Origin of the sequence: Rhodoferax sp., from assembly GCF_037143375.1 — a bacterium.
GTDB lineage: Bacteria > Pseudomonadota > Gammaproteobacteria > Burkholderiales > Burkholderiaceae_C > Rhodoferax.
Window position 1 is genome coordinate 1 of record NZ_JBAWYV010000093.1, and the last position, 12,761, is coordinate 12,761.

At 51.6% G+C, this 12,761-nt stretch carries 15 protein-coding genes; 12 read left to right on the forward strand and 3 right to left on the reverse strand.

The features are described 5' to 3' along the window. The first annotated feature begins 64 nt into the window (after positions 1–64). From WCG50_RS13215 to WCG50_RS13255, 9 genes are all read left to right on the forward strand, one after another. Positions 65–793 (forward strand): integrase, encoded by a 729-nt coding sequence (locus WCG50_RS13215; RefSeq protein ID WP_336900069.1) that lies wholly within the window; start codon positions 65–67, stop codon positions 791–793. Between the two features lie 76 nt (positions 794–869). Next, a complete protein-coding gene (locus WCG50_RS13220; RefSeq protein ID WP_336900070.1) occupies positions 870–1,715 on the forward strand; it encodes a type IV toxin-antitoxin system AbiEi family antitoxin in 846 nt (281 codons plus the stop codon). Next, a complete protein-coding gene (locus WCG50_RS13225; RefSeq protein WP_336900071.1) occupies positions 1,712–2,587 on the forward strand; it encodes a nucleotidyl transferase AbiEii/AbiGii toxin family protein in 876 nt (291 codons plus the stop codon). Before WCG50_RS13220 ends, WCG50_RS13225 begins: the two co-directional genes overlap by 4 nt. A 97-nt stretch (positions 2,588–2,684) precedes the next feature. Continuing rightward, complete coding sequence (locus tag WCG50_RS13230) at positions 2,685–3,125, forward strand: hypothetical protein (protein ID WP_336900072.1); 441 nt, start codon at positions 2,685–2,687, stop codon at positions 3,123–3,125. Between the two features lie 490 nt (positions 3,126–3,615). Further along, positions 3,616–3,870: a hypothetical protein gene (locus tag WCG50_RS13235; protein WP_336900073.1), complete on the forward strand. Its 255-nt coding sequence runs from the start codon at positions 3,616–3,618 to the stop codon at positions 3,868–3,870. Between the two features lie 66 nt (positions 3,871–3,936). After that, positions 3,937–4,065, forward strand: coding sequence for a hypothetical protein (locus WCG50_RS13240; RefSeq protein ID WP_336900074.1), 129 nt, complete (start codon positions 3,937–3,939; stop codon positions 4,063–4,065). A gap of 547 nt (positions 4,066–4,612) precedes the next feature. Next, complete coding sequence (locus WCG50_RS13245) at positions 4,613–5,026, forward strand: response regulator (RefSeq protein WP_336900075.1); 414 nt, start codon at positions 4,613–4,615, stop codon at positions 5,024–5,026. A 90-nt stretch (positions 5,027–5,116) separates the two neighbouring features. After that, positions 5,117–5,254, forward strand: a complete 138-nt coding sequence (locus tag WCG50_RS13250) for a hypothetical protein (protein WP_336900076.1) — start codon at positions 5,117–5,119, stop codon at positions 5,252–5,254. Between the two features lie 336 nt (positions 5,255–5,590). Further along, complete coding sequence (locus WCG50_RS13255; protein ID WP_336900082.1) at positions 5,591–5,803, forward strand: host attachment protein; 213 nt, start codon at positions 5,591–5,593, stop codon at positions 5,801–5,803. 43 nt (positions 5,804–5,846) lie between these two features. On the opposite strand, the gene ftsH is transcribed toward WCG50_RS13255, so the two are convergent. The 3 genes from ftsH to WCG50_RS13270 all read right to left on the reverse strand — a co-directional run bounded on the left by ftsH (position 5,847) and on the right by WCG50_RS13270 (position 8,693). After that, positions 5,847–7,640: an ATP-dependent zinc metalloprotease FtsH gene (gene ftsH, locus WCG50_RS13260; protein WP_336900083.1), complete on the reverse strand. Its 1,794-nt coding sequence runs from the start codon at positions 7,638–7,640 to the stop codon at positions 5,847–5,849. 69 nt (positions 7,641–7,709) lie between these two features. Next, positions 7,710–8,186 (reverse strand): YbhB/YbcL family Raf kinase inhibitor-like protein, encoded by a 477-nt coding sequence (locus tag WCG50_RS13265; RefSeq protein ID WP_336900077.1) that lies wholly within the window; start codon positions 8,184–8,186, stop codon positions 7,710–7,712. Between the two features lie 3 nt (positions 8,187–8,189). Continuing rightward, positions 8,190–8,693 (reverse strand): Hsp20/alpha crystallin family protein, encoded by a 504-nt coding sequence (locus tag WCG50_RS13270; protein ID WP_336900078.1) that lies wholly within the window; start codon positions 8,691–8,693, stop codon positions 8,190–8,192. Between the two features lie 165 nt (positions 8,694–8,858). Here WCG50_RS13270 and WCG50_RS13275 point away from each other — a divergent pair, with 165 nt between their 5' ends. The 3 genes from WCG50_RS13275 to lon all read left to right on the forward strand — a co-directional run bounded on the left by WCG50_RS13275 (position 8,859) and on the right by lon (position 12,327). Beyond that, entirely contained in the window at positions 8,859–9,398 is a 540-nt protein-coding gene (locus WCG50_RS13275) for a YMGG-like glycine zipper-containing protein (protein WP_336900079.1), read from the forward strand. Between the two features lie 104 nt (positions 9,399–9,502). Then, on the forward strand, positions 9,503–9,910 hold the full coding sequence (locus tag WCG50_RS13280; protein WP_336900080.1) for an Hsp20/alpha crystallin family protein: 408 nt from the start codon (positions 9,503–9,505) through the stop codon (positions 9,908–9,910). A gap of 86 nt (positions 9,911–9,996) precedes the next feature. Then, positions 9,997–12,327: an endopeptidase La gene (lon, locus tag WCG50_RS13285; protein ID WP_336900081.1), complete on the forward strand. Its 2,331-nt coding sequence runs from the start codon at positions 9,997–9,999 to the stop codon at positions 12,325–12,327. Positions 12,328–12,761 lie beyond the last annotated feature (434 nt).

A 12,761-nucleotide genomic window follows, 5' to 3' on the forward strand; every position in this document is an offset into this window, starting at 1 on the left:
GCACCGGTGAACTTGGCTGGCATCGCGGCGGCGACAGATAAACGCTATTCGTTATGCGAAGCAGTTGAAAAATGTTGAAGGTGCTTTTGGCCAGATGGCATGGCACGAAATCACCCTGCCAATTTTGATGCAATATCTTGAATTGCGCACTGCAAAAACTCAAGGGAATCGTGAACTTGCGGTTTTATCAATCCTGTGGGGATGGGCCATAAAATGGGGTATGACCCAACTCGTATGGCCAGCCACCAACGTGAAGGACTGGAAAAACAAAGAGGGGGCACGAGAATTTGAAGTAACGGACGAACTTTTCGATGCTGTATATGCAGAAGCTGACCAAGTGCTCCGAGATTGTATGGATATCGCAACAGCAACAGGTATGCGCCTTACAGATGCCAGAACGTGTCGGATGCCACTGAATGGAAAACTTAGATTTAAAGCTAAAAAAACTGGAAAATGGTCATTCTTTGAGGTTTCAGAATCTCTGGTACTGACTGCGCTTCTTGAACGGAGAGGCAATGTGGACTCAGTCATGCTGCTGACCACTCCAACCGGACGCCAAGTTTCCCAATCAATGTTGAGAGACCGCTACGATTTGGCTCGTGCTAACGCAGCGGCTGCCAATCCGGAACTGGCTGATAATATTAAAGCCATGTATTTACGTGATTCACGTAAGCGTGCGGCAGACCTTGCCCCAGACATGGACGCTGCTTCAAAATTACTCCAGCACTCGAACATCAGTGTTACCAAGGCCCACTACCGGACCAAGGCAACGAAATTGACTGCTGTTCGCTAATGCGCAGAGGAGTGAGGCCTGCGATTTTAAATAATGCTTGAACAAACCCCAAATCGTATGCAATTAGATTGCATTTTTGTCCGTTTTAGAATACGATTTGGGAATGCTAAGCATTGATCAATTCATTGACGGTCGATTGACCAAAGGTAGCTCCTATTTTTCTCGCGCAGAAGTCCAATCTGCTGTTGAGTTGAAGCCACAAACTCTAACCGCGACAATTACCCGTCTCATTAAAAGACACCGACTGGCAAATCCACGCCGCGATTTTTATCTGATTTTGCGCCCTGAGGATCTTATTACAGGCGCGCCTGATCCAGCACGATGGATCAATGGGCTCATGCAACACTTAGGCTTCGACTATCGCATCTCGCTCCTCAGAGCTGCTTCTTTCCATGGATCGTCGCATCAAGCAGCCATGGTTTTTCAAGTATTGACGCCACGCCAGCAGCGTGATATTGCGATCGGACGACACCGCATTCAATTCATTTACCAGAGCCCTGAGGCTTTCTCCCAGACCAATCTGCCTCAATATGTTGATCAACTCAAAACTGATACCGGATATGCGAAGATCGCCGGACGTGAACTAGCACTGCTGGACTGCACTCGATATTTTCATAACGCCGGCGGCATAAATGGGGTCGCACAGATCGTAAAAGATATTGGAAGCAAGGCCAATCCTCGACATCTGCGCAAGTTAGCGGCCTTCTTTGATACAGCCACCGTGCGCAGACTGGGGTATCTCCTTGAATTGTCTGGCCACCAACGGCAAGCCGAAGCCCTGGAGCCCCATGCAAAAAAAGCAAAAACCGCCCTCCTTCTGGATCCAACTGTGCAACCTTTGATGGCCATGCATAGTGAGCTCTGCGAGAAGAGCGCAAAGTGGAAGCTTTACATTAATGAAACAGTGGAGATAGACTTTTGATTCCCAGCTCCTTTATCCAAGCCTGGAGTGCCAAAACACCCTGGCCCGACTCGCGACAGGTTGAGCAAGACCTGATTATCAGCCGCGCTCTATGCGATATTTTTAATGCGCCGACATTGAAAGGTAAGCTGGCATTCCGCGGTGGTACAGCCATTAATAAGTTACTTTTCAAGCAACCGCTCCGATATTCGGAAGACATCGATTTAGTGCAAACAGTTGCAGAGCCCATCGGTGCGACTGTAGATGCCATTCGCAAGGCATTAGCCTGGCTTGGAAAGTGTGCTACTGATCAGGCAGGTCACTCCATTCATCTGGTCTATAAATTCACACCTGAGATCGATGTGCAATCCACACTCAAGTTGAAAGTGGAAATCAACACACGTGAGCATGGCAGCATGATGGGCTATCGTGCCTATCCATTTGTTGTTGAAAATGATTGGTATCAAGGGTCATCAGACATAGTTTCTTTCGCACCTGAAGAGTTATTTGGTACGAAACTGCGGGCTTTACTTCAACGTCGTAAAAATCGTGATTTGTTCGACCTTCATCATGGATTAGACCAACTGGCCCTCAACCAAGGTGAGCTCATCGCGTGTTTTAACCACTATCTTGCACTGGAGGGAAAACCTATATCACGGGCTATCGCGGAACAGCGCATGTTGGAAAAGCTCGGACGCAGTCTGACAGAAGACATTGCGCCGCTTCTGCCGGCAGGAGTCCAATTTAATGATCAAGATGCGATACAAGCATTCGCAAAAGTTTGGAGAGAATTAATTACTCTCATCCCAGGAGTGGCATGGAAACTGACTGACAATGTGTTGTCAGGTTTACGTGTCAAAAAATACCCAGGCCTGCTCCTGCCACCAGAATAGGTTACAACAGCAAACGCTTATTGCAGATCACACCCGGTATTACATCGCGCGATGAATTTTTCTATTCAACCGGTGACCATTAAATTGCTCGTTAAAAATGCAAAAAAATATAGAACTAGCTGACTTTGATAGCTATTTCCGGTTTGTCGGGCAGCTTGAGTGGAATCAATATTGGAAACTGAAATCTACATCAAAAATTAAAGTCAACCGCGGATCAATGATTTTGGAAGCCACGCCACTCGGCGATTTTATTGAAGTCCGCAATGGCTCTGCAAATCAACATGTTTGCAGCAATAAGTTTGCTCAAATCAAAAAATTGCAACTTGCGGCAGAACTTGTTCGCGTTGAATATTATCTAAAGCACAACGACTTGGATTCACTTATCAAAGAGTTTGTAAAGAGTGACTCAGCGATCCAACAAATGATGACAAGAAAGCCGCAGTCAGAGCGCTTCATTTCATTCGAATCGTTTGCGAATGCACAAGGTTTAGCTCGCGTCGTCGCAACACGAAAAGCAGCCATCGCTGCACTCGAATAATACGATTCAAAGCTCAACACAAGGACTTTACTTACAGTATCCGGACACCCACTTTGGCAGATTTTGTAACTCAACGAAAGACGTCAACAGACCAAAATCACCATCTAATTCAAGAAAAATCATAGGCGCATGCGCTTACATTCAGAGGAGGAAAGTGCACCAAAATCCAAAATTTCATGCGCCTATAATCTGGCTGCAACCCGCATGGTTATGCCATTTCGCTATGGGACTCAAAATCCCCCTCCGAAAGGAGTGCCGGTTCGATTCCGGCCCCGGGCACCAATACCAGCAAGGGTTTGCAGCTATGAAAATAGTTGCAAACCCTTTCTCTTTTGCGCCGTGCAGCCGTCATGCAGACAGTGCAACACATACAGCCCCAACAGCAACAAATCCAATTCAGTACTCCAGTGGTACGTTTAAACGACAGCTAATATTTTGATTTGATGGTTATCAAGCGCTACCTAGTCCAAAGCAATTACTGTTTAACCATATGTTCACCAATTTTTTTAAGCGCAGCACTCCCGCAGCAGCAGTCACATTAACTCCGGTTGCGCCAAACCTAAAACAGAAAATCAGTGCTGAAGATGTCGAAATGATGGAGCGACGAAAACTCCCGCGCACAATGCCTGCTCCTGAAGTTTTTGAGGGCGATGGTGGCGAATTAGATTGGGCTTTATGGTCGAATGCCATGCAGAAGTTGAATGAAGAGAATTCTTCTGCAAACAATAAAAATTTAGCGGTTTGATGCGGTCATCAAGTGATGTCCTATTTCTATGGCAATAGTCGACTTTCGTGCGGCTTCACATTGTTCATGCAAGGCATTGACAGTTTTGGCTGCACGGGCAAGATCAACGTCGACGATTTCATCGGTCTGTTTGCTGGAGGCCATATTGAAATTCTTGAAATTTATCAACCCAAAATGGGGCAAACACTCTATTGAGTCGGTGACTGCAGTTTTTCAAATTGATAATTGTCAAACACGGTTACGGATGTCAGCAGGTATGCCAGACCAGCTACGCGAACCAACTTTCAATATGACGAGGTCGAAATATCAACATAAGAGGACTCAAAAATATATGGCCTAGCCGGCCAATATTTTGATGGCAACAGACGTGTCTGATTCTTTACCGGCGCTTCACGGGAAACTTACATAGGGAAGTTATATTTTGGTTTGGGTTTCATGACCCCGCGCTTTCTTCATCGGCGTGTCTCTCTGTTGTTTAACCCAGCCTTCACCCGGCTGGGTTTTTTTTGCCAGAACTTGCATGCAGAGGCAGACTCAGCAACAACGAATACGTGGTTCTGTCATGCAATAGAACGATGAACTTAGGCCTCGACATTTGTCACACTGCCGCAGCTCGCAGCCGAAATTCTGCCCACTGCAAAGTATCACTTACGCCAAGATGTTCCTTCGCTGTCGCTGAATATCTAACGGAACCCCTGATTTATCAATACAACCGTCTTCACTTTCGCAAAAAATCTGTGAAATGAAAATCTCCTATGCTCATATTCTGGTTGTTGACGATGATGTCACCATGCGAACTTACGCTGTAAATTCACTACGCCGCCTAGGAATTCAACTTATTGAAACATGCACAGACGGTGTCAGCGCCTTGCATTTACTCAATAGTTTCAAGCCTGATCTGGTGCTGACAGATATTCACATGGAACCCATGGGAGGGTTGGAGTTGGTCCAAAAAATACGCGAGCACCCTGACGCGTCTGTGCGCAATACCAAGGTCATTTTCATGAGCTCCGACGCCAGAATCACAACACTGCAGGATACCTTGCCACTTGGCGCCATGGGTTACATCATCAAACCTTTGCGCACTGACACATTGCTTGCCAAACTTGAAAATGCCTTAGGCTGCTCAAGCAGACCTATAGCTGAGTGTTCTTAGTCACAACGGAAATATTGCTGTACTTGAGAATTCTCATCTTGGCTATGGCGGGTGTCTCCTAGTATTTATTCATTCAGGAAAATACGGCGCATGCAACCCAAACAACATGTTTTTCATGATGCAGTCCGTGAAAAAATCAAGCGTGGTGTGGATGCACTGGCGGAAGCCGTCAAGGTAACTTTGGGCCCGCGCGGTCGAACCGTAATTCAGGAACGTGACTTTGCTTGACCTCAAATTATGAATTCTGGTGTTCTTGTGGCCAAGCCATCGAACTCGATGACCGCTTCGAGAATATGGGCGCTCAGTTGCTTCGCGAGCTTGCCACGGCACCAGTGAAATGGCGTGCGAAGGCACCACCACGGCCACGGTACTGGCCCACAGCATGATTAAGGAAGGCTTGCGTACCTGGCTGGCGGCATGAACCCCTTGTTTTGACATTCAATAGAAAGCAGAGATTATGAAAAAGACCTGGATATTGATCGCTGATGCCCATCGTGCACGTTGCTTTGAGCGACACCCTTCTGATCATTCAATTCACGAACTGGCCGATTTTTTGCACGACAACTGGCCAACTACCTCAACGATGCGGTCAATGAGAACCATTTTTCAGAACTGGTAGTGATTGCCCCTAGTCCCATGCTGGAAGATCTCAAACCTTGCCTTAACCAAGCCGCAGAAAAAGTACTGAAGCGTTGCATCGCCAACGACCTCACCCACTACACCGGCCCCGAGTTAAAGAAGCGTGTGGACCACGCCCTGGAACTCCCAGACTATTAACCCGCTACCCGATTCGGGTCTGAGACGACATGATCGTCCTGGCTTATTTCAAATCACTCGCCAGAATACGAATGGCGGCTTCGTCCAACGTTTCTTTCTCCAACAGGGCGCGTGCACCGCGTTCAAGCACATAGCGGTTGGTGCTTAAAATTTGGGCGGCTTCATCAAATCCGGCCATCACAATACCCCGAATGGCCTCGTCGATATGGTGCTGCGTTTGCGGCGACATCATCGAACTGCGAGGCATCAAGCCCTCCGGCAAATCCAGCATTTGCTGACGCTGGGGATCAAAGGCCACATAGCCCAGGTCCTCGTCCATGCCATAACGGGTCACCATATCTCGCGCGATGTCAGTGGCTTTAACCAAGTCGTCAGCGGCGCCCGTTGAGAGCATGCCAAACACCAGTTTTTCCGCCGCCCGACCGCCCAACAGAACGGCAATTTTTTGCTCCAGATCGGGCCGTGTTTGCAAGTAGCGGTCTTCGGTCGGGCGCTGGATGGTGTAGCCCAGGGCGCCAATGCCGCGCGGAATAATCGACACCTTGTGCACTGGGTCAGAACCCTTCAGTGCCAGCGCGACCAGCGCATGACCCATCTCGTGAAATGCCACAGCTTCGCGCTCATTGGCGTTCAGCACCCGGCTCCTGCGCTCCAGTCCAGCCACGATGCGTTCAACCGCTTGCGTGAAATCGGGCATCGTCACCTGATTGGCCTTGCGCCGGGTGGCGACCAGCGTGGCTTCATTCACAAGATTAGCGAGATCAGCACCGCTGAAACCCGGCGTCAGGGCTGCCACGTCTTCCAACCTGAGCGCGACGTCGAGTTTGACCTTGCGTACATGCACCTGAAGTATGACGGTGCGACCTTGGCGGTCCGGGCGATCCACCAGCACCTGACGGTCAAAACGCCCTGCACGCAGCAAGGCAGGGTCCAGAATTTCTGGCCGGTTGGTCGCTGACAAAATAATCAAGCCCACCGAGGAATCAAAGCCATCCATTTCCGAGAGCAACTGGTTCAGGGTTTGCTCTTTTTCATCATGCCCACCCAAGCCGGGAAAGGCACCCCGCGCCCGCCCTAGTGCATCCAGTTCATCAATGAAGATGATGGCAGGCGCCATGGTGCGAGCTTGCTCAAAGAGGTCACGTACCCGGGCTGCCCCGATACCCACGAACATTTCCACAAACTCACTGCCAGAAATTGAAAAGAAAGGCACGCCCGCCTCACCTGCCACGGCTTTGGCCAACAACGTTTTGCCGGTCCCTGGAGGTCCAACCAACAGCACACCTTTGGGAATATGCGCCCCCAGTCTGCCGTATTCGAACGGGTGTTTAAGAAAGTCCACTACCTCTTCAAGCTCATGCCGGGCCTCATCAACCCCTGCTACGTCGGCGAACGTAACCCCCGTGTCGGTTTGGACATATATTTTGGCGCGACTTTTTCCAATCGAGAGAAAACCACCCTTGCCTTGTCTGTCAGCAAAACTTCGAAACATGAAAAACCACAGCGCAAAAAATATAAGGGTCGGCACGATCCACGACGCCAGGGTTTTGAACAGTGTGTTTTCAACAACCCGTGTGTAGGGGGTGTTGTATTTGTCGAGTCGCTCGACCAAGGCAGGCTCTACCCGTGCTGCCACCAGAACGGTCTTTTGACCTTCTGCCGTTTTTAGTCGCCCCGTCAAAGTGAGGTCATTGATGGTGACATCGGCAAGTCGCCCCTCACTCAAGGCTTTTTCGAACTCACTGTAAGGAACGACCTCGGCCTGATTGGCTACTTGCCAGAAGTTCTGCAACCAGAACAGCATCACCAAGGCCAAGAGCCAGTAGCCCACGTTCAATGTCTGCTTTTTGCCCAATTCCTACCCCTAAGGAACATTGTCTGACAGTCCAGAACAACGCTAAATGCCCTAAAGCCGGCGCTGATACAGGCCCATGAGTTCAGCCTGTGCCAACACATGCCCCTGCATCGCCTGCTCAAGCATTTGTTTATTGGGTTTTTTCAAGTCAGGTAGCCTGACATCCAGTGCATATAGCTTGAAAAAATACCGATGCCTCCCAATGGGTGGACAGGGTCCGCCATACCCCGTGTTTTTCCAGTCATTCACACCCTCAAGCGTGCCCGTCGGCAGGTTGGAGGACACCACCCCCGCCGGCAAGTCATGGGTGGACCCTGGCAAGTTGTAAAGTAGCCAGTGCGCCCACGTCATGATGGGCGCTCTGGGGTCAGGCGCATCGGGATCCTCCATGATCAAAACAAACGTTTTAGTGCGGTCAGGCTCTCCAGCCCAGGCCAGTGAGGGGGAATGATCCACGCCATCACACGTATGGCGCGCCGGAATCATCCCTGCGTGCATGAAAGAAGATGAACTCAAATTGAGGGACATCACTCAGGACACCTTGATTGATTGAGTTTTGTTGCCCCCTTCTTTAGGCAAACGCACCGTCAGGACGCCATTTTTGAAACTAGCCTCTGCCTTGTCGATGGACACATTACTCGGCAAGGGAATGGCACGCTCGAAAGCACCATAGGCACGCTCCATGACGTGGTAGGTGCTGTCATGCGTTTCACGTTCAAAGTGTTTCTCGCCACTCAGATACAAGACATTGCCTACGATGCTGATCTGGCAATCCTCCTTATTCATGCCGGGCAACTCAACCCGAACCAAGACATCCTTGCGGGTCTCTTCCAATTCACCGGCCAGCAGGCTCCAGCGGGGAAACGTAGCAAGTTCGCTGCTACTTGAATGGTCGTCATTTTTATGATTCGTAAATTGAGTCAGGGCGTTGCTACTGCGACTCAGCAATTCGCGCCAGCCTTCCGAGACCGACTCCAAAGCGCGGCTGAGTTCCCGGCCCACATTTTTTCCGGTCTGTTTCAATGAATTAAGCATTTCATGAATCTCCAGGCATCGATTGAATTTGATAGAAGTAGGAAGAATGCGTCACTCTATGACGCAGGTCGTACACCATGATTGATATTTCACAATCAGGACCTGCACCTGCAGGATAAAAAATACGCCAATAAATCCGATTCCCCCACCCACAAGGAGCGCCAGATGAACGCTGTACAACGTCTTTTCCATGTGTGCCAACAGCACACTCGATGGGCGCTTTTCATTGCACCAGGCATGGTGGCCATGCTTTTATCCAGTTGTGCCGAAATGCCCACCGGACCTACGGTTGCGGTCATGCCCACACAAAACAAACCCTTTGATGTTTTCATGCAGGAGGATCAACTCTGCAGAGGCTGGGCTGCTCATTCGATTGGACAGCCTGGCAATGATGCAGCGGCACAGCGGATGCTGTCCTCCACGGTTACCGGCGCAGCGATTGGCGCCATAGCAGGGGCCATCGCGGGGGGGCACCGCAATGTTGAGACGGGGGCTGCCATGGGCACCGTCATTGGCAGCGCGACTGGCGTCAGCCAAAGCAGTGAGACCGCTTGGAGCGCACAGCGCCGTTACGACATTGCTTACCAGCAATGCATGTACTCAAAAGGCAATTACGTCCCGGCGTATGGCCATGGTTCCAGCAGTTACCGAACGCCCTCATGGTCAGCAGAACCCATACCCCTACCGCTGCCTCCGATCCGCTAGAAAGATATGGCAGCAGCATTTTTTTGAGATTTATCAAACAGTCTCCGGATTAAAAAACTACGCTTTGAAGCCAGTGATAACTGCTACACCAAAAGGGTAATTCAATGCGCCAATCGGAAACAACAAGAGCCTGGATGCTGGCCGAGGCCGTGGAGTTCCTGCAAAGTGCTGACCGAATGCAGCGACAGTTTTTTTGGCTTGGCCAACCCGGCGAATCTCCCAACTGGGAGCCCCCGGTAGACATGTATGTGAATGACCGGGAACTGGGTTTACTGATTGCCTTGCCGGGTGTAACACCTGAGCGATTTGAGGTCGTCCTGGAGCAACAGGCGATCGTGGTTCGCGGTGAGCGCTCCTTTGGTGCCAGCCTCGGCGCAGGGGCTGTGCTTCGAATGGAAATTCCCTATGGTCGTTTTGAGCGTCGCATTCGTTTGCCCTTTGGGAGTTTTCAATTGTCCGATATGTTGCTGGAAAACGGCTGCCTGAAACTCACCCTGGACCGACTGAAATGAAACAGGTCAATGTATTGGAGAACACGACCGATAACCCATCCAGGGACCAGCCTGAACTGCCGAAACCTGAGAAATTAGTCGACGATATGGGAGACATTCCAGCCGATGCCTTGATCGTTATCCCCGTTCGTAACATGGTTCTTTTTCCCGGAATGATTGTGCCTATTTCCGTGGGACGAGAGAGCTCCGTGGCTGCGGCCCAATACGCCGTAAAAAATGAGCGCCCGATTGGCATACTGATGCAGCATGACCCTGAGGAAGACACGCCGACTGCTGACGATTTGGCTACAGTAGGAACTATTGCTACCATCCTGCGCTATGTCACCACACAAGATGGCATGCATCACATTATTTGCCAGGGGCTGCAGCGCTTTCATGTCCTCGGATATCAAACAGGTTTTCCGTTTACCGTCGCCACCATTGAACGTATCGTGGATGCAAAGGTCGACCACGACAAGGAAATTGAGGCTCGTTTCCTGCATCTGAAAGAGCGTGCCATTGAGGTCATGGAGCTCATGCCCCAAGTGCCAGAGGAAATGGTCCAGACCGTCAAGGGCATTGATTCACCCAGCACACTGGCTGATCTGGTGGCGGGCTACATGGACATCAAGCCCGCTGAAAAGCAGGAGATGCTCGAAGAACTAGACCTGCGTCGCCGTCTGGACCGCGTGCTCGACATGCTGGTGCACCACATCGGTGTATTGAATATTTCGCGCGACATCGATCGCCGCACCAAAGCCCACCTGGGTCAGCGTGAACGCGAATTTTTGTTGCGCGAGCAGGCCAAAACTATCCAGAAAGAACTTGGCGAAGACGCCAACGGCAATGCGGCTGAAATCACCGAGTTGCGCAATCTCATTACAGAAGCCGGTATGCCAGAAGAAGTGGCCAAGCAGGCCGACAAGGAACTCAAACGGCTGGAACGCATGTCCGACGGATCGTCCGAGTATTCGATGGTGCGCACCTACCTTGACTGGCTGGTCGAGTTACCGTGGAAAACGCCTGAGCCTGATTTGATCGACGTTGCGCAGGCCCGTCGCGTGCTGGACGAAGACCACTTCGGGCTGGAGCAAGTCAAGAAAAGGATTCTGGAGTTTCTGGCAGTTCGCAAGCTCAAGCCTGGTGGCCATGGTCCTATTCTTTGCCTGGTAGGGCCTCCGGGGGTGGGCAAGACCTCGCTGGGGCAGTCCATCGCCAAAGCTTTGGGTCGAAAGTTTGTGCGCCTCTCGCTGGGCGGTGTCCATGACGAGGCTGAGATTCGGGGCCACCGGCGCACCTACATTGGCGCCCTGCCCGGCAACATTCTGCAAGCCCTGAAAAAGGCGGGCACCCGCGGCTGCGTCATGATGCTTGACGAGATTGACAAGCTCGGCACCGGCATTCATGGCGACCCCTCCTCGGCGCTGCTGGAGGTGCTGGACCCTGCCCAAAACAACACATTCCGGGACAACTACCTGGCGGTGCCCTACGACTTGTCACAGGTGCTGTTCATTGCCACGGCCAACGTGCTCGACCCAATTGCCGGCCCCTTGCGCGACCGCATGGAGGTGCTGCATCTGGCGGGCTACACCCGGGAAGAAAAGCTGGAGATTGCGCGTAAATACCTTGTCGCACGCCAGTTGGATGAAACAGGCCTCAAACCCGAGCAACTGACGATCACCGACGATGCGATATCCACGATTATTCGCGACTACACCCGTGAGGCCGGGGTCCGAAACCTGGAGCGGAAAATCGGTGCAGTGTGCCGTCGGGCGGCCGTTCGCATTGCCGAGGGTGAGGTGCAGACGGTTCGTGTGGACGGGCCTGACCTTACCGACGTGCTGGGACCGGTCAAGTTCGAGCGCGAGGTAGCGCTGCGCACCGGGATGCCCGGGGTGGCCACCGGACTGGCGTGGACGCCGGTGGGCGGCGACATCCTATTCATCGAAGCCAGCCGTACGCCCGGCACTGGCCGTTTGATCCTGACAGGCCAGCTTGGCGATGTGATGAAAGAGTCAGCGCAGGCCGCACTGACCCTGTTGAAATCGAGTGCCGCCACGATGAAGCTCGACCCCGCTGTTTTCGAAAAAATGGACGTTCACATTCATGTTCCTGCAGGCGCCATTCCCAAGGATGGTCCCAGCGCCGGGGTGGCGATGTTCATTGCGCTCACGTCCCTCTTTATGGGCCGCCCGGTGCGCAATGACACCGCGATGACCGGCGAAATCAGCCTGCGTGGGCTGGTGCTGCCGGTCGGCGGCATCAAGGAAAAAGTACTGGCGGCGCTGGCGGCGGGTATTAAAAAAATATTACTCCCCGCGCGAAACAAGAAAGACCTGGACGACGTGCCCCAACAGGCCCGGGAGCAGCTGGAGTTTATTTTTCTGGATGACGTAACGCAGGCCACCCGCGCGGCCATTGAAGCAACGAGTCCGTAGCGACCAGCCTCATTGGCCTGCAAGACTTGCTACATAAATAATAGCTGCTTGCGCAATAGGCACGAGGGCTAGAGGTCAATTTAATACACAACACTGATTTCCGTTTGCCGCTGATGGCGAAGCCCACTTGCTCGCTAAACGGCAAAGTCAGGTGGGAACAGCTGTGGCGTTGGCTCCGTAATACCTGAATATTCGCTGATTCGAGCCAGACCCCTTTTATCAGCAGTTGAGTGTGAGCGAGATGTGAATGGGCGCTCGTCGTTGACGAATCGAGTCCCTAACCGGTAGTACCGTTATCGAAAATACATCCTCCAAACCGGGCATTGAACATCGCTGATGAGGGCCATTGCAAGTGGGTCTGCATTTTGAATGTTATTGGCCCCAGTTGACACGGCTTTCCAACATGCCGAAAGTTGGGCGTTACCGCAGTAGGG